Below are 16888 nucleotides of genomic sequence, written 5' to 3'. Positions count from 1 at the left end.
GGCTCGAACGGCTCATGCACCCGCCATGAAGCGGCTTGGTCTCAGAGTCGGTTGAAAGGCTGCCCATGGGCGCATCCGATAGGGGCATTATTGCCGCTTGCCTCGAAGTCTGCACAGGTGAGGAACAGGTAATTGAATCTACCGAGCAGGAAAGCCGTGATTCCAATGGCAATGGTGACGGCGACGGCCCCCAGACGCTGTGCGATAGGGAGTTCAGAATAGTCTGGCACCAAGATTCTTGCCAGCATCCATGTCAACATCGGGGCGCCCGCAATGGTCAACACCGCTTCGAAATAGTGAAGGTAGCGAAAACCATGGGCTCTCGGCGCCACGATACTCAGGAGGATCCACATTGATGGCACCGACAAAGCGATCCATCCGCTCCATGGCATCGTGCCTCTACTGCGCAGAACCACACCCGAGAGCAGGACTGAAGTGGCCACCGCCCAAATGGCCAGTACGGCATCGAAGAAAATGGCGTCGTACGCGCCTAGCGTGAACGCAGGCCACCAGATGACGAGCGTTCCACCTGCTGATGCGGCCGCAGTGGCCCGCAGCTGGGGGTTAATTTCGGGCAGGTTACGCTTTCCTTCTGCCCCCTGACCCTGGTGCGCTTCGCCCATCATTTTCACTCCGCCCGCTCAGCACAACCCATCCAGACGGGCCGTTCTGCTCGTTCATTCACACAACGCACATCCACCCGATTCGACAATACAGGGAAGACCTTCCCGTCGACAGCATCAACTCGCCGTGCACAAAATACGAAGATCCGTCAGGGTGGGGTCGCGAGGTCGGCACTGACGGCGGACACCGATTGGGCTGACATTTAAACGGTATGCGGTGTTGTGCCGCTGGTATTGGGATTGAGCTCGCGACAATGACTGGGTGAAGGTCAGTCGGTTGTCATTGTGCGACGCGGTGCCGCTGCTCGGGCAGCTGAGGCACTGTTCCTTGCGTTCGGTGCGCGGGGATGTCGTGGCCGGGTTCGCGGTCGCGGTGACGCTGGTGCCGCAAGGGCTGGGTTACGGACAGTTGGCGGGTTTGCCGCCGGTTACCGGCCTGTACACCGCTGTCGGGGCGATGGTGGTGTTTGCCCTGGTGACGTCCACGCGCCTGATGGCGGTCGGCCCTTCGTCGACTCTGGCCATCATGACGTTCACGGCAGTGACCTCCCGTGCCGACGGTGACGCCGCGCGGGCGGCGTCATTGGCGGCGTGTCTGGCATTGATGACGGGCGCTCTCCTGCTGCTGCCGGGGCGGCTGCGGGGGCTCACCAGTCTCTTGTCGGCGCCGGTGGTGCTCGGGTATCTGGCAGGGACGGCTGTGCAGATCATGGCCAGTCAGGTAGGCAAGCTGCTGGGGGTAAAGACGGACAGTGACCACCCCATGGGCAAAGTGTGGGAGGTGCTCACCCATCTGGACCAGATTCAGTGGGTGACCGCCGCGGTGGGCTTGGTCTCTCTCCTCGCGCTCGTCCTGCTCAAGCCTGTGTTCCATGCCGTGTCCGTCCTATACGCGGTCCCCGTTACGCCCGTGGTCTGTGTGGCGGCGGTCGCCGTATCAGCCGCCGCGGATCTGGCCAGTCACGGTGTGGCGATGACCGGCCGTATCTCCGGCGGCCTGCCTGCCCCCAACTGGCCGGAGGTGAGCGCCGGGGACGTATGGGCGTTGCTGCCCGCCGCAGCCGGCATGGCCATGATCGCCTCGATCGAGGGGACAGCGGCCCTGCGCCGTACAGCACTTCCCTCTGGGACACCGATTTCCTTGGTCCGGGAGTCGGCTGCCATGGGCGCGGCGAGCGCGGGCGCGGGCGCCCTAGGTGGTTTTGCGGCGATGCCGAGTACTCAGCGAACCCTGTCCGCTCGCGGCTCGGGGGCTCATTCGCAGCTATTCCAGCTGGTGTGCGCGGGCTTTGTGGTGGTCGGCGTCCTCACCACAGGTCCGGTGATCGCGCTGCTGCCGGTATCGGTACTGGCCGCCGTGGTCATGGTGTCGGCCTCGCATCTGATCGACGTCGTGGGCTTTCAGCGTTTGTGGCACGGCTGGCGCCGCGAAAGTGCACTGGCGCTCGTGACGGCGGCCAGCGTGATGGCCCTCGGCGTGCTTTACGGGTTGCTGGTTGCCGTCATCCTCGCTTTCGTGCAGCTGCTCCGCCGCGTTGCCTGGCCTCATGACGCTGTACTCGTCGTCCCCGACGACGGTCGGCCGCCCCACGAGGTGGATCCGGATGAGGCAGTCAGCACAGACGTGCTGATCTACCGCGTGGATGCGCCGTTGTTCTTCGCCAACGCCGGCAGGATCTCTCAGCGGGTCCTCACCTTGGCGGCTGCCCGATCGCCGTATCCGCGGTATGTGGTCCTGGACGCCGAGGCAGTGTTCTACCTCGACGCCACCGCTACGGAAACCCTTGCCCAGCTTGCCGTCGACCTGAGGGGGCGGAACTGCGAGTTGGTGGTCGCCCGTCCCCGGGAGCAGGTACTGGCCACGCTACGCGCCAACACCTACCAGGACGGTGCCACTCAGCAGCTGTCCGTCTTTCCGACGGTGCGTGAGGCGTACGCCGCCCTGAGGAAACACTGACCACCACTGCTGACGTGCCCGGCGTGGCGCCGTGTCGACCCCCGCCCGCGGACACTCGCTGCACCACAATCGCGTGCAGCACTCCTACTTCTCGTGAAGGACGGACGATGTCTGACGGTGAGGTGACATCCGGCTGCTGCAGCCCCTCCCGGCCGGGCCCGGGAGCGGTGGCCGAGCCGGCGTCATGCGACGAGCGCGTATCCCCTGCGGCAAGCGGCCCGGACCGGGAGGGCATGGTGCGGTTGGAGGTGTCCACCTTCCTGATGGGCTCCCGGGACAGGTGGGCGGTGCCGGGTGACGGCGAGGGCCCGGTCCACGAGGTGTCACTAGCGCCGTACTGGATCGACCGCTGCGCGGTCTCCAACGCCGACTTCGGCGCCTTCACCGCTGCGACCGGATACGTGACGGAGGCCGAGCACTACGGCTGGTCGTTCGTCTTCGCCGGACTGCTGCCGCCAGGCTTCCCCGACACCCGGGCGGTGGCGGCGGCACCCTGGTGGCGTCAGGTCCACGGGGCGTGCTGGCGCCACCCCGAAGGCCCCGGCTCCGACGTCGCGGGGCGCACAGACCACCCTGTGGTGCACGTCTCCTGGAGCGACGCCCGCGCGTATGCGGCGTGGGCAGGCAAACGGCTGCCGACCGAAGCGGAGTGGGAGTACGCCGCCCGCGGCGGCCGCGAACAGGCCGCCTTCCCGTGGGGAAATGACCTGGAGCCGAACGGCGAGCACCGCATGAACGTGTGGCAGGGCCGCTTCCCCGACCACCACACGCGCGCGGACGGCTGGTACGGCACTGCCCCCGTCACCGCCTATGCGCCGGGTGGTCACGGCCTGTACAACGCGTGCGGCAACGTCTGGGAATGGTGCGCCGACTGGTACGCACCGAACTACTACGCCAGTAGCCTGCGCGACAACCCCGCCGGCCCCGCGCTCGGCACCGCCCGGGTCATCCGGGGCGGGTCCTACCTGTGCCACGCCTCGTATTGCCGCCGTTACCGGGTGGCCGCCCGCAGCTCCAGCACCCCGGACAGCAGTACCGGTCACCAGGGTTTCCGCTGCGCGGCGGACGCCGGGCCCGTCGAGGTTCGTTGACGGACCCGGCATAGAGCGCCCTGCCGGTGCGGAAGGCGCGGAGGCGGGTCAGTCCCGGTGGAACATTCCAATAAGTTCCTTCTCCACGTCCACGAAGGACTCCCCGCTGACGTCGACCACCACCTGACGGATCGTGCCGCCGATGAACGCGAAGGGCGTCTCATAGTCGCTGGAGACCGGCTGGCTCGCGTCGCGGCCGACTGCCAGCCCTTCACCGACCAGGGAGAAGCTGCCCGGCTGGGTCTTGATGTCGGCTTCAGCTACCTGCCGGTCGCCGACATACAGGGCGAGCGTTCCGAGCGTGCTGCCCTGTTCGTCACGGTCGCGGGCCCGGAAAGCGGCCGAGAAGGTGAGGTCGCCGGTCCCGACCGTCCCAGGCGAGCTGATCTTCTGCTCCGTGCGGCCGAGCCAGTTGTACACGTAATGCAGATGCCCGTCCTTGAGGTACAGGCTGTGGCCGCCGAACCGGCCGCCGTGGGAGAAGAGAACACCGTGGGCCTCGGGAGTGTCCAGGTGCGTGTCGGCGACGATGGTGTAGGACCGGCCGCGAATGTTCACCGCCACCGACTCGGGCACATCGGCGCAGCCCGGGTAGTAGATGTACTGCCCGCGCGGCTTGGCAAGCTGTGGCCGGGGCGTGGCGAGGATATCAACGGGGCTGCGGTCATCCAGAGGTAGCCCGTTGTACTTCTCAGCCTCCTCCAGCCACATGCGCTTGAGCTCTTCGAGCTTTTCAGGGTGCTCGGCCGCCAGGTCCCTGTTCTCGGAGCGGTCCTCGCGCAGGTTGTACAGCTCCCAGACGTCCTGCTCGAAGCGGCTCCAGTTGGACGGCGCCGGCGGGTGCATGGTGGCTGCGTGCCAGCCGTCGTGCCAGATGCCGCGGGTGCCGAGCATCGTGTAATACTGCGTCTGCCGCGGTTCGGGCGCCTGCGCGTCCGCCATCACCTTACGGAGGCTGGCGCCCTCCAGCGGATTCTGCGTCACGCCCTTCACCACCTCCGGCGGGCTGATGCCGAGCAGATCGTAGATCGTCGGCACGATGTCGATGGCGTGCACGTACTGATGACGGGTCTCCCCGCGCTGTTTGATGCCCTTGGGCCAGGCGATGATCATCGGGTCGGCGATGCCGCCCTCGTAGGAGACCCAGCGCTTCCAGTACTTGAAGGGAGCATTGAACGCCCAGGCCCACCCGGTGGGATAGTGGTTGTAGGTGGTCGGGCTGCCGAGGTCGTCGAGGTGGCGCAGGTTCTCGCCGATGTCGTCGGCTACGCCGTTGAAGAAGTTGTTCTCGTTCGTCGAGCCGTTCGGACCGCCCTCGGCGCTGGCGCCGTTGTCCGAGACCGCAACGATGATGGTGTTCTCCAGCTGCCCGGACTCCTCCAGGTAGTCCAGCAGGCGCCCGATCTGGGCATCGGTGTACGAGACGAACCCAGCGAAGACCTCCGCCATCCTAGCGAACAGGCGCTTCTCGTCGGCGCTCAGCGACTCCCACGGGCGGACGAAATCCGTGGCCGGCCACGGCTGTCCCGACGGCCCGGTGGCATCCGGCTCACCATGCGGGTTGATCGGGGTGAGCTCGGTGCCCTCCGCCAGGATGCCCAGCTCGATCTGCCGCTGGAGCGTCAGGCGCCGGTAGACCTCGTAGCCGTCGTCGAACTTCCCCGCGTACTTGTCCGCCCACTCCTTGAAGATGTGGTGCGGCGCATGGCCGGCGCCAGGGCAGAAGTAGGTGAACCAGGGCTTGTCCGGCGCGATGACCTTCGCGTCCCGGATGAACTCAATGGTCCGGTCCGTCAGGTCCTTCGACAGGTGATACCCCTGCTCAGGGCTGTAGGGCGGGTCGATCGGATGGTTGTCGTAGACCAGATCGGGGTACCACTGGTCGGCCTCGCCACCGAGGAACCCATAGAAACGCTCGAACCCCCGGCTGAGCGGCCAGTGCCGCTTAGAGGACGCCATGTTGGCCTCCTCCGAGGGGACCAGGTGCCACTTGCCCAGGGCATACGTGTTCCAGCCCCGCTCGACCAGCACCTCGGCCAGGTTCGCGTTCTCGAACGGCATACGCCCGTTGGAGCCGGGGAACCCACTGGTCATCTCGGCTACACAGGCCATGCCGTTGCTGGTCGCATTCCGACCGGTCAGCAGGCACGAACGTGTCGGAGAGCACAGCGCAGTGGTGTGGAAGTTGGTGAACTTCACCCCCATCTCGGCAATCCGGCGCATCGCCGGGGCCTCCACCAGCCCGCCGAAAATGTCGAAGGTTCCGAAGCCGACGTCGTCCCACACCAGGTACAGCACATTCGGGGTGCCCTCGGGCGCCTGCGGCTGCTGATACGGCTCCCAGTCCGGCACCGACTCTCGGATGTCCTGCTGGATCACGCCCTTGAACGGAACGGCCATCCTCATCTCCTCAGACCTTGCGGTGGAATGCCTTGCCGTGGGCAACGTATGCCGCACCCAACCGGGACGGCCTCCGCTGCGGCCGATGACTGGCCCGAAGGAGTCACCGCGTAATCCGCTCAGCCGTACCAACCCCGCAGCCCACCCGAAACCACGCGACGATGAACACGTCGGGCCGTGAACCGGCCTCACCGTGCCGGTGCGCCCGCACTACCGCCTGCTCAGCCGCCCAGCCGAAAGGCCGAAGCACCTTGGCCCAACAACTGCGCTCCGAAGACCTCAGCTTCCTCGAACGCGCCCCTGTACGGCGAACCCGAACCAGAGACCTCCACGCACCGGCCGAGGCCATCTTCGAACAGCTCGCCGCCCACCAGGAGAACTGGCCCCGCTGGTTCGGGCCGGCCAACGAATGCCACTACGTAGGGCCACCCCCCTACGGTGTGGGGACTGTGCGCTTCCTGCGCCTCTACAAGGCGATCCGGGCCCACGAGACGGTGCTGGTCCGGGACCCGGCCGAACGCTTCGCCTACTGGGTCCGCGACACCAACGTCCCCGGCCTCGCCGCGATGATGGAACAGTGGAACCTGACACCCCTGGCGGACGGGCGCACCCGAGTCAGCTGGACCATGGCGGTCGACTGCTCGGCCCCTGTACGCCTGATGTTCCGGGCGACCCAACGCCATGTGGACAAGATCTTCCAAGAAGCGATGAAGCGGCTTGAACGCCTGTCCCGGCATTCCTGATAGCCATCCCGCTTACCGCTCAGCATGCTTGATCACCCGAACAGGGTTCCTGTTCGGGTGATCCCGCGGTGGTCGGGGCATAACAGCGGGGCCTCTTGGTAGCTCGGAGTTGCGATCCCGACCGAGCAGTACCAGGAGGCTCTGTTGTCGCAGTCTTTCGCGTTCGCGTCCGCGGAGTCCAACGCGCTGTCTCCGGCGTGTGACTGTCTCGCGCACAGGATCGGCAACGCCACGGACCGTCCGGGCGGCACCCTTCTCCCCGCGGATTTCCACGCTGTAGTCGTAGCCCCTGAACGCCGGGGCGTCCCCCGCACCACGAAGGCACGCCTCAGCCGTTCCCACCCCTCGCCAACCCGTACAGGCACAGAACTAGACCGACCAGCCGACAACAGACGGCCCCGCTCCCAAGAGGGAGGGGGCCGTCGTAGTTCTCACGGGCGCTGCACAATGGCAATAGCCAGCGCCTCTGACCTGCGTCATACCGCCGTCACACGGGCCCCTTCACCCTGTATGACACGCGCATGTCCGGTACGACACCGAGTTCTTCATGTCCGTTCACCCAGGCCAGTTCCAGGATGTTGGCCGCGATGGTCATCGCCCACTTGGTTGCATCAGTGTCTGACATACCGGTCTTGCGGATGATGCCGAGGGCCCGGTTCAGCCCGCCGTCCCTACGGACAGACAGCACCTTGGGCGGCTTCGCGTTCATGCTGCCACCTCCGTCGGCGTTGCCGAGTTGAATAGGGCGCTCAGGACACCTCGCTGCTCGTCGCTCGGGTCGGGCGCCTTCTCCAGTTCGGCAGCCACCCAGTCAGCGACAGTGACAGTCGAGCGCCCCTCCCAACCCCCCTCCTGCTGCTCCGCCATCACAGCCCCGTCACGTCTTCGTCCGACCCGATGGCGATGAGCGCGGGAGAGATCAAGTCCCGGTCCCTCTCATGTGTGAGCCGTTCACGGGCTTCATCCGGCGTGAGCCAAACAAGATCACTTACTTCGTCGTTGGGCTCAAAGGCTCCGTCAGATGCCTCCGCGACCCAATACGAGACCTCTTTGAGTCGGCCCTGATGATCGGTGTACCGGGAGGAGGGGAGCCGCTCCCCTAGACGGCACGCAAAGCCGGTCTCTTCCAGCACTTCACGACGAGCCGCCGCTTCGAGGGCTTCACCTTGCTTGAGCTTGCCTTTGGGCCAGGACCAGTCAGCCCACTTCGGCCGGAAGACCAACGCCAGCTCAAGCCGACCGACTGGCGAGCGACGCCACAACAGGCAGCCCGCCGCACGAACTACATAAGCTCGCTCCATGGCCCCCATGGTGCCGCCCCTGCCCTGCATGAGGCTGCGGAGGAGACGAGAAACTCCGCGCCATATGCCGTCTGACCTGCCATTTCCTTCACTGTGGTCAACGTTCATACGACGACTGGTCCCACCCGAAAGGCAAGCTGAAACGCGACGAGGACCCCCTCGCCGGTGCCCTGCGCGAGGTGGCGGAGGAGACGGGCCACACCGCCCGGCCGGGCTCCGAGCTGCCAACGATGCGATATCTGGCCAACGGCCGCCCCAAGGAAGTCCGGTACTGGGCGGCCGAGGCGGGCCCCGGCACGTTCGCGCCGAACACCGAGGTGGACCGCCTGCTGTGGCTCTCCCCCACGGCGGCCCGGGTCCGGCTGACCCAGCCCCGGGACCGCACTCTGGTCGACGCCCTGCTCAACTCCCTGCACATGACGTAACCGCGACGGTCGGCAGGGCCGGTACCGCGCCGTGTCCCCAACGTGAGCGTTCCGTTACCTCACCGCACCGTCCCCAGGGGTTCACCCCCCGTTCATTTACGCCCTTCGGCGCCTTCACCTGATCTGCCTAATTTCGGCCCTGCACGATGACGGACCGCGCCCCGGGGGGACGTGCCGGCATCACCCATTCTTCGCACGCCGCCGAATTTCAGGACGGCGGCTCCTGGAAGGAACTCCCTCAAGTGAAGCTTCAGCGCAAGAACCGGCGGGCCCTCGCTCTCGGCGCGTTCGCCGTCTCCGGCGCCCTGGCCCTGACGGCGTGCGGCTCCGACGACACCGGCACCAGCGGCGGCGACAGCTCCGCCAGCGCCGGCGCCAGCAACATCAAGTGTGACGACGCCAAGGGCCAGCTGCTGGCCGACGGCTCGTCCGCGCAGAAGAACGCCATCGACGCCTGGGTCAAGCAGTTCTCGGCCGCCTGCCAGGGCGTCCAGATCAACTACAAGGGCGGCGGCTCCGGCGCCGGTGTCACCGCGTTCAATCAGGGCACGGTCGCCTTCGCCGGTTCGGACTCCGCGCTGAAGCCCGAAGAGATCACCGAGTCCAAGAAGACCGCGTGCACCGACGGCGGCCAGGGCATCGACCTCCCGATGGTCGGCGGCGCCATCGCCCTCGCGTACAACGTCGAGGGTGTCGACAACCTGGTTCTCGACGCGCCGACGATCGCCAAGATCTTCAGCGGCAAGATCAAGACCTGGGACGACGCCGCGGTCAAGAAGCTGAACCCCGACGCGAAGCTTCCCAGCACCAAGATCCAGGCGTTCCACCGCTCGGACGAGTCCGGCACCACGGACAACTTCACCAAGTACCTGACGGCCGCCACCTCGGACAACTGGAAGTTCGAGGGCGGCAAGGCGTGGACCGCTCCGGGCGGCCAGGCCGCGTCCGGCTCCTCCGGTGTCGCCCAGGCGGTCAAGCAGACCTCCGGCTCCATCAGCTACATGGAGGAGTCCTACGCCAAGGGCATGTCGACGGTCGCCATCAACACGGGCGCGTCCGAGCCGGTCAAGCCCTCCTCCGACAGCGCCACCGCCGCCATCGCGGACGCCAAGGTCGTCGGCACCGGCAAGGACCTCGCGCTCGAGATCAACTACACCACCAAGGCCGACGGCGCCTACCCGATCACCCTGGTCACGTACGAGATCGTCTGCGACAAGGGCAACAAGGCCGAGACGCTGCCGACCGTCAAGGCGTTCCTGACCTACATCGCCAGCGAGGACGGGCAGGGCATCCTCGCCGAGAACTCCTACGCCCCGATCCCCGCCGACATCATCTCCAAGGTCCGCACCACCGTCGCGGAACTGAGCTGACCTAAGCGTGCGGCCCGGTCCCACTGAGAACCGGGCCGCACCGTCCGGTGCACCGCCGCCATGGAGCCGTACGCCGAATACGGCTCCGCAGACCGGAGAACCCGATGGACATAACCACACAAGACGCACCTCCCCCCACGCCCCAGCCGACCGAGGGCGAGCGCAAGCGTGCCGCCCGCGGCGCCACCCGCCCCGGAGACCGGATCTTCCTCGGTCTCGCCCGAGGGTCGGGCATCTTCCTGCTCGTCGTCATGGCCTCGATCGCGGCCTTCCTCACCTGGCGGGCCGTCATCGCCATCAGCGAGGACGAGGGCAACTTCCTCACGACGTTCGAGTGGAACACCGGCACGAAGCCGCCGGTCTTCGGTATCGCGGTCCTTGCCTACGGCACGGTCATCTCCTCGATCATCGCCATGGCCATCGCCGTCCCGATCGCCGTCGCCATCGCGCTGTTCATCACCCACTACGCCCCTCGCAAGCTGGGCGGCCCGATCGCGTACGTGATCGACCTGCTCGCCGCCGTACCGTCCATCGTGTACGGCCTGTGGGGCGCCCTGATCCTCGTACCGCACATGAACGGCCTCTTCGGCTGGCTGAACGACTACTTCAGCTGGACCGGCATCCTCTCCTGGGACGAAGGCCCGGCGCGCTCGATGCTCACCGTCGGCATCCTGCTCGCGATCATGATCCTGCCGATCATCACGAACGTCAGCCGTGAGGTCTTCAACCAGGTTCCGCAGATGCACGAAGAGGCGGCCCTGGCCCTCGGCGCCACGCGCTGGGAGGTCATCCGCATGTCGGTGCTGCCCTTCGGCCGCTCCGGCGTGATCTCCGCCTCGATGCTCGGCCTCGGCCGCGCGCTCGGCGAGACGATGGCCGTCGCCACCGTGCTCTCCCCGGACTTCCTGATCCACCTCAGCCTGCTGAACGGCGGCGGCGGCACCTTCGCCCAGAACATCGCCGCCAAGTTCCCCGAGGCGGACGAGTTCGGCCGTGACGCGCTGATCGCCTCCGGTCTGGTCCTGTTCGTCATCACCCTGTTGGTCAACGGCGCGGCCCGCATGATCATCGCCCGTCGCAAGGAGTACTCGGGGGCCAACGCATGAGCCACTCAGCCGTCACCGACAAGCGCCCGAACTCCCTGCAGGGCGGCCAGCTGCCGAAGTGGGCCCCGTTGGGCATCGCCGCGGGTTCGCTCGCCGTCTCCATCGGCCTCAGCCTGGCCACCGGGATCGAGAGCAAGATCCAGTGGGGCCTGATCGCCGCGATCCTCTACATCCTCGGTACGTACGTCATCTCGGCGCGCGTCGAGAACCGCCGCCAGGCCAAGGACCGCATCGCGACCTCGCTGGTCTGGGTCGCCTTCCTGCTCGCCGTGGTGCCGCTCGCGTCGCTGATCTGGGCGACCGTCGTGCGCGGCATCAAGGTCCTCGACGGATACTTCCTGAGCCACTCGATGGGCGTCGTCGGCAACTCCGAGCCGGGCGGCGGTGTCTACGCCGCCATCATCGGCACCCTGGAGCAGGTCGGCATCGCCACCCTGATCGCCGCGCCGATCGGTGTGCTCACCGCGATCTACCTGGTGGAGTACGGGCGCGGTGCGCTCGCCCGTGCCGTCACCTTCTTCGTCGACGTGATGACCGGTATCCCGTCGATCGTCGCCGGTCTGTTCATCCTCAGCATCCTGCTGGCCTTCAAGCTGGACTTCTCCGGCTTCGCCGGCGCTCTGGCGCTGACGATCCTGATGCTGCCGATCGTGGTCCGCTCCACCGAGGAGATGCTCAAGCTCGTCCCGAACGAGCTGCGTGAGGCCTCCCTGGCCCTCGGCGTGCCGAAGTGGCGCACGATCCTGAAGGTGGTCCTGCCCACCGCGATCGGCGGTATCACCACCGGCATCATGCTGGCGGTGGCCCGCATCGCCGGCGAGACCGCGCCCGTGCTGCTGGTGGTGTTCGGCAACCCGTTCATCAACAACAACCCGTTCGAGGGTCCGCAGGCGTCGCTGCCGCTGTACATCTACCAGCAGTACACGCTGAGCGCCGGATCGGACGCGGGCATCGACCGCGCCTGGGCCGCAGCCCTCACACTGATCATCTTCGTGATGATCCTGAACCTGGCGGCCCGGGCCCTCGCCCGCTGGAAGGCCCCCAAGACCGGTCGCTGACGCGGCCAAGTGTGAACAGTCAGCGACTCGGATTCGAAAGAAGCAGTGATACCCATGGCCAAGCGAATTGACGTCAGCGGCCTGCACGCCTACTACGGCTCGTTCCGTGCCATCGAGGACATCTCGATGACCGTCGAGCCCCGCTCCGTGACGGCCTTCATCGGCCCTTCCGGCTGCGGCAAGTCCACCTTCCTGCGCACCCTCAACCGCATGCACGAGGTCACCCCCGGCGGCCGGGTCGAGGGCAAGGTCATGCTCGACGACGAGAACCTGTACGGCGCCGGGGTCGACCCGGTGACCGTGCGGCGCGAGGTCGGCATGGTCTTCCAGCGCCCCAACCCGTTCCCGACGATGTCGGTGTACGACAACGTGGCGGCCGGCCTCAGGTTGAACGGCTCCTACAAGAAGTCGCAGCTGGACGACGTCGTGGAGAAGTCCCTCAAGGGCGCCAACCTCTGGAACGAGGTGAAGGACCGGCTGAACAAGCCGGGTTCCGGCCTCTCCGGTGGTCAGCAGCAGCGCCTCTGCATCGCCCGCGCGATCGCAGTCGAGCCGAAGGTCCTGCTCATGGACGAGCCCTGCTCGGCCCTCGACCCGATCTCCACCCTCGCCATCGAGGACCTGATCGGCGAGCTGAAGGAGCGCTTCACGATCGTCATCGTGACGCACAACATGCAGCAGGCGGCCCGCGTCTCCGACCGCACCGCCTTCTTCAACCTGGCCGCCGTCGGCCAGCCCGGCAAGCTGATCGAGATCGACGACACGGAGCGCATCTTCTCCAACCCGTCGGTCCAGGCGACGGAGGACTACATCTCGGGCCGCTTCGGCTGAGCCGACGCCCGACGACATGAACCCCTCGCGGTGCTGCATGGCGGTGCCACCGCGAGGCAGATAAAGGGCCCGCCCCCCGGCTCCCGGGGGGCGGGCCCGTCTCTGTGTGCGGGACGCCTTCTCGGCGCAGGCCCAGGCAATTTCACGCTCTGGCACCGCGCCGGGTCACAGCTCACACCCGCGCATGACCTTCCGCATCCGTACGCGCCAGACTCCTCGCGCGTCTCGCCGGCCCCCGCCAGCCGCAGCTGCAATGCGCCGAACAGAAGGGGCCCTTCTCCACCGTCGAAGTGCGGTGTTCCTCTGGGCCGCGATGATTTCCGGGGGCCGCCGGTCCGTCCTGCTGCGCCACGTCGACAACGTTACCCAGGGCAAGTACGTGCAACGCCTCCGGGCTGCGTGACGAGGGCACCTACCCGTCGTTAACCGGAACGACAGGGGGCCCGTGACGGACGTACCGGCTGGGGGTAGGCAGGCGATGACGGAGCGGCAGCAGCACAGGCGGAGGCATGGGGCAGGCGTTGCCGCCGGGGTCCTGTGTGTCTGTCTGGCGGGCAGCGGGTGCGCGGAGAGCGGGGCGGCCGCAGAGGATTCGCGTGGGCGGGACGCCATGGAGGTCGTGCGGAGCGCTGCCGACGCGCTGGTCGGCGCCCGGAGTTCCAAGGCCCGCACGTCCATGGAGATGGCCACCGGCGGCACCCGCGTCACCATCCGCGGCGAGGGTGTGTACGACTTCCGCAGGCAGGTGGGGCAGTTGAAGGTGCTGTTGCCCCAGGATCCCGCCGGCGCCACCGCGCACCGGCCGATCATGGAACTCCTTGCTCCCGGGGCGCTGTTCATGAAGAACCGCGGCGCCGGTGTGCCCGCCGACAAATGGGTGCGCGTCGATACGCGGACGCTCTCGGACGGGAATCTGGTCACCGGCGGGGCCACCGATCCGTACGCCGCCGCCGAGGTGCTGCGGGGCGCGCGGACCGCGAAGTACATGGGCAGGGAAGAGGTCGCGGGTACCTCCGTGCGGCACTACCGGGGAACCGCTGATCTCGACACGGCCGCCCGGGACGCGTCCACCGGGAACAGGGAAGCCCTCGCGGCGGCGGCGAAAGGGTTCGCCACGGACCAGGTGCCGTTCGACGTGTATCTCGACGACGACGGCCGGATCCGGAAGGTCCGGCATCGGTTCAGCTTCGTCAACGGTCAGCCGAGCGGAGCGGTCGCCGTGGCCTCGACGACCCTGCTGTATGACTTCGGTGCCCCTGTCGACGTACGCCTTCCGGACCGCGAGGACATCTACGCGGGCAAGATCGCCGAGGAGTGAGGGTCGGCGTATGCGTGCGTGACGGGCGTCAAGAACTAGCCCGTCCGTGCCATGCGCGGCGTGTAGGCCGCTCCCTACTCTAGGAAGTCGGTAACGGCAGAGAAGAGGTGATGCACGTGGCTCCGGTCGGCGGTACGGCAGTTCAGGACCACGTGGCCCTCGCCGAGATCGAGCTGTGCGGAGAACTGATCATCGCGGCCTCGACCGCCCGGGAGGACCGGCTCAGCCTGGAGAGCATCGACGAGGTGCTGCGCGTGGCGGAGGAGCGGGACGATCGGGACGCGGCCGGTGAGTGAGGCGGACCTCACGTCCGCAGGAGCCGACCGATCGCCTTCGTGGCCTCCTCCACCTTCGCGTCGATCTCCGCACCGCCCTTGAGGGCCGCGTCGGCAACGCAGTGGCGCAGGTGTTCCTCCAGCAGCTGGAGGGCGAAGGACTGCAGGGCCTTGGTGGAGGCGGAGACCTGCGTGAGTATGTCGATGCAGTAGACGTCCTCGTCGACCATGCGCTGGAGGCCCCGGATCTGGCCCTCGATACGGCGCAGGCGCTTGAGGTGCTCGTCCTTCTGTTTGTGGTAGCCGTGGATGCCCCGGTCGTGATCCGTCACGACCTCCGTGGCGTTCGCTGTCACGGCCTGATCAGCGGCGGAGGTCGCACCCGCGCCGGCCTCGGTGGTCGTCATCGCGTCCTCCAGACGTAAACCGCTTCATATACCCCTACTGGGTATATCGTACCGAACTTTGCTGGGTATAGGGCCTGTGGCCGATGCCGCGAACGGCCGTTGGACTGGACCACTGGGCAGCCCCCGTGCCGACCACTGTGCCCGATGGGCGACACTGGAGGACGGCCCATTAGCCGTGGCCGGATGATGCGCCTAGCATCAGCCTGACCGAACCGACGCTTCTTGAGGACCCTCACGTGCGCTTTCGTCTGACCCCCCGGGAGACGAGCTTCTACGACATGTTTGCCGCATCCGCGGACAACATCGTCACGGGCTCGAAACTCCTGATGGAACTGCTCGGGGCGGACAACGCCGGCCGGGCCGAGATCGCAGAGCGTATGCGGGCCGCGGAACACGCAGGTGACGATGCCACACACGCGATCTTCCACCAGTTGAACTCCTCGTTCATCACGCCGTTCGACCGCGAGGACATCTACAACCTCGCGTCCTCCCTCGACGACATCATGGACTTCATGGAGGAGGCCGTCGACCTGGTCGTCCTCTACAACGTCGAGGAACTCCCCAAGGGCGTCGAGCAGCAGATCGAGGTACTGGCGCGGGCCGCGGAGCTCACGGCCGAGGCCATGCCGAACCTGCGCACCATGGACAACCTCACCGAGTACTGGATCGAGGTCAACCGCCTTGAGAACCAGGCCGACCAGATACACCGCAAGCTCCTCGCCCACCTCTTCAACGGCAAGTACGACGCCATCGAGGTGCTGAAGCTCAAGCAGATCGTGGATGTGCTGGAGGAAGCGGCGGACGCGTTCGAGCACGTGGCGAACACGGTGGAGACCATCGCCGTCAAGGAGTCCTGAACCCTTCATGGACACCTTTGCCCTGGTCGTGACCATCCTGGTCGCGCTCTTCTTCACGTACACCAACGGTTTCCACGACTCCGCGAACGCGATCGCGACATCCGTCTCGACGCGCGCCCTGACGCCGCGGGCCGCGCTGGCGATGGCCGCGGTGATGAATCTCGGCGGTGCCTTTCTGGGGTCCGGTGTCGCCAAGACCGTCAGCGAGGGCCTGATTCAGACACCCGAGGGCTCGAAGGGGATGGGGATCCTGTTCGCGGCCCTCGTGGGTGCGATCACCTGGAACCTCGTCACCTGGTACTACGGTCTGCCGTCCTCCTCCTCACACGCGCTGTTCGGCGGCATGGTGGGAGCGGCGCTGGCCGGGGGCACGACGGTGTACTGGAGCGGGGTGCTGGAGAAGGTCGTCATCCCGATGTTCGTGTCGCCCATCGTGGGGCTCTGCGCGGGCTACCTCGTGATGACGGCGATCATGTGGATCTTCCGGCGCGCCAATCCCCACAAGGCCAAGCGGGGCTTCCGGATCGCGCAGACCGTCTCGGCCGCCGGCATGGCCCTGGGACACGGTCTCCAGGACGCCCAGAAGACCATGGGCATCGTGGTGATGGCACTGGTCATCGCCGATGTCGAGGACTACGGCGATCCCATCCCGGTGTGGGTGAAGATCGTCTGCGCCGTGATGCTGTCCCTGGGGACGTACGCCGGTGGCTGGCGGATCATGAGGACCCTCGGACGAAAGATCATCGAGCTCGATCCGCCGCAGGGCTTCGCCGCGGAGACGACCGGCGCGTCGATCATGTTCACCACAGCGTTCCTGTTCAAGGCCCCGATCTCCACGACCCACGTCATCACCTCCGCGATCATGGGCGTCGGCGCGACGAAGCGGGTGAACGCCGTGCGGTGGGGCGTGGCCAAGAACATCGTCCTCGGGTGGTTCATCACGATGCCTGCGGCGGCGGTTGTGGCGGCAGGGGCGTTCGGGGTTGTGAATCTGGCGTTTCTGTAGGGGGCGTTGCGGCGGGCGCCGGGCGCCGGGTGTTTCTGCCGGGATGTGTCGCGGCGGCGGGGGCGTTCGGGGTCGTAAATCTGGCGTTTCTGCGGTGCGGCGAGCGGCGAGCGGCGAGCG

The 16888-nt window shown here is 66.9% G+C and carries 18 protein-coding genes; 12 read left to right on the top strand and 6 right to left on the bottom strand.

Annotated elements, in window-relative coordinates; genetic code table 11:
* Window positions 1-41: 41 nt before the first annotated feature.
* The gene (locus tag BLU79_RS47785; protein ID WP_143052449.1) at window positions 42-626 is read right to left on the bottom strand and encodes a hypothetical protein; all 585 of its coding nucleotides are present in this window, start codon (window positions 624-626) and stop codon (window positions 42-44) included.
* Window positions 627-885: 259 nt separating this feature from the next.
* Between BLU79_RS47785 and BLU79_RS04235 the strand changes: the two genes are divergently transcribed.
* Window positions 886-2580, top strand: coding sequence for a SulP family inorganic anion transporter (locus BLU79_RS04235; RefSeq protein WP_093904251.1), 1695 nt, complete (start codon window positions 886-888; stop codon window positions 2578-2580).
* A gap of 107 nt (window positions 2581-2687) precedes the next feature.
* Window positions 2688-3671 carry a formylglycine-generating enzyme family protein gene (locus BLU79_RS04230; RefSeq protein WP_177000857.1) on the top strand — a complete coding sequence of 328 codons (984 nt, stop codon included), beginning with the start codon at window positions 2688-2690 and terminating at the stop codon, window positions 3669-3671.
* A 48-nt stretch (window positions 3672-3719) separates the two neighbouring features.
* On the opposite strand, the gene BLU79_RS04225 is transcribed toward BLU79_RS04230, so the two are convergent.
* The gene (locus BLU79_RS04225) at window positions 3720-6071 is read right to left on the bottom strand and encodes an arylsulfatase (RefSeq protein ID WP_093904249.1); all 2352 of its coding nucleotides are present in this window, start codon (window positions 6069-6071) and stop codon (window positions 3720-3722) included.
* Between the two features lie 161 nt (window positions 6072-6232).
* Between BLU79_RS04225 and BLU79_RS04220 the strand changes: the two genes are divergently transcribed.
* Complete coding sequence (locus tag BLU79_RS04220; RefSeq protein WP_093904248.1) at window positions 6233-6814, top strand: SRPBCC family protein; 582 nt, start codon at window positions 6233-6235, stop codon at window positions 6812-6814.
* Window positions 6815-7301: 487 nt separating this feature from the next.
* Here BLU79_RS04220 and BLU79_RS04215 read toward each other — a convergent pair whose 3' ends face one another.
* Together BLU79_RS04215 and BLU79_RS04210 are read right to left on the bottom strand one after the other, a co-directional pair.
* Entirely contained in the window at window positions 7302-7523 is a 222-nt protein-coding gene (locus tag BLU79_RS04215; protein ID WP_093904247.1) for a hypothetical protein, read from the bottom strand.
* A 157-nt stretch (window positions 7524-7680) separates the two neighbouring features.
* Complete coding sequence (locus tag BLU79_RS04210; protein WP_093904864.1) at window positions 7681-8115, bottom strand: NUDIX hydrolase; 435 nt, start codon at window positions 8113-8115, stop codon at window positions 7681-7683.
* A 62-nt stretch (window positions 8116-8177) separates the two neighbouring features.
* On the opposite strand from BLU79_RS04210, the gene BLU79_RS04205 reads away from it, so the two are divergent.
* The 5 genes from BLU79_RS04205 to pstB all read left to right on the top strand — a co-directional run bounded on the left by BLU79_RS04205 (window position 8178) and on the right by pstB (window position 12905).
* Window positions 8178-8540 carry an NUDIX hydrolase gene (locus BLU79_RS04205; RefSeq protein ID WP_093904246.1) on the top strand — a complete coding sequence of 121 codons (363 nt, stop codon included), beginning with the start codon at window positions 8178-8180 and terminating at the stop codon, window positions 8538-8540.
* A gap of 242 nt (window positions 8541-8782) precedes the next feature.
* Window positions 8783-9910: a phosphate ABC transporter substrate-binding protein PstS gene (gene pstS, locus BLU79_RS04200; RefSeq protein WP_093904245.1), complete on the top strand. Its 1128-nt coding sequence runs from the start codon at window positions 8783-8785 to the stop codon at window positions 9908-9910.
* Window positions 9911-10014: 104 nt separating this feature from the next.
* Window positions 10015-11016, top strand: coding sequence for a phosphate ABC transporter permease subunit PstC (gene pstC / locus BLU79_RS04195; protein WP_093904244.1), 1002 nt, complete (start codon window positions 10015-10017; stop codon window positions 11014-11016).
* On the top strand, window positions 11013-12074 hold the full coding sequence (gene pstA / locus BLU79_RS04190; RefSeq protein WP_093904243.1) for a phosphate ABC transporter permease PstA: 1062 nt from the start codon (window positions 11013-11015) through the stop codon (window positions 12072-12074). Before pstC ends, pstA begins: the two co-directional genes overlap by 4 nt.
* Window positions 12075-12128: 54 nt before the next feature.
* Window positions 12129-12905 (top strand): phosphate ABC transporter ATP-binding protein PstB, encoded by a 777-nt coding sequence (pstB, locus tag BLU79_RS04185; RefSeq protein WP_093904242.1) that lies wholly within the window; start codon window positions 12129-12131, stop codon window positions 12903-12905.
* Between the two features lie 172 nt (window positions 12906-13077).
* On the opposite strand, the gene BLU79_RS48795 is transcribed toward pstB, so the two are convergent.
* On the bottom strand, window positions 13078-13257 hold the full coding sequence (locus BLU79_RS48795) for a hypothetical protein (RefSeq protein WP_093904863.1): 180 nt from the start codon (window positions 13255-13257) through the stop codon (window positions 13078-13080).
* A 126-nt stretch (window positions 13258-13383) separates the two neighbouring features.
* On the opposite strand from BLU79_RS48795, the gene BLU79_RS04175 reads away from it, so the two are divergent.
* Together BLU79_RS04175 and BLU79_RS04170 are read left to right on the top strand one after the other, a co-directional pair.
* The gene (locus BLU79_RS04175; RefSeq protein WP_093904241.1) at window positions 13384-14223 is read left to right on the top strand and encodes an SCO4651 family lipoprotein; all 840 of its coding nucleotides are present in this window, start codon (window positions 13384-13386) and stop codon (window positions 14221-14223) included.
* 110 nt (window positions 14224-14333) lie between these two features.
* The gene (locus tag BLU79_RS04170; protein WP_093904240.1) at window positions 14334-14519 is read left to right on the top strand and encodes a hypothetical protein; all 186 of its coding nucleotides are present in this window, start codon (window positions 14334-14336) and stop codon (window positions 14517-14519) included.
* 8 nt (window positions 14520-14527) lie between these two features.
* Here BLU79_RS04170 and BLU79_RS04165 read toward each other — a convergent pair whose 3' ends face one another.
* Window positions 14528-14905, bottom strand: a complete 378-nt coding sequence (locus BLU79_RS04165) for a metal-sensitive transcriptional regulator (protein ID WP_093904239.1) — start codon at window positions 14903-14905, stop codon at window positions 14528-14530.
* Window positions 14906-15141: 236 nt separating this feature from the next.
* On the opposite strand from BLU79_RS04165, the gene BLU79_RS04160 reads away from it, so the two are divergent.
* Together BLU79_RS04160 and BLU79_RS04155 are read left to right on the top strand one after the other, a co-directional pair.
* The gene (locus tag BLU79_RS04160) at window positions 15142-15762 is read left to right on the top strand and encodes a DUF47 domain-containing protein (RefSeq protein ID WP_093904238.1); all 621 of its coding nucleotides are present in this window, start codon (window positions 15142-15144) and stop codon (window positions 15760-15762) included.
* A gap of 7 nt (window positions 15763-15769) precedes the next feature.
* On the top strand, window positions 15770-16768 hold the full coding sequence (locus BLU79_RS04155; RefSeq protein ID WP_093904237.1) for an inorganic phosphate transporter: 999 nt from the start codon (window positions 15770-15772) through the stop codon (window positions 16766-16768).
* The last annotated feature ends 120 nt before the right edge of the window (window positions 16769-16888 follow it).

Origin of the sequence: Streptomyces sp. cf386, assembly GCF_900103585.1 — a bacterium.
Taxonomy (GTDB): Bacteria; Actinomycetota; Actinomycetes; order Streptomycetales; family Streptomycetaceae; genus Streptomyces.
This window is presented reverse-complemented; position numbering and strand designations above follow the sequence as displayed.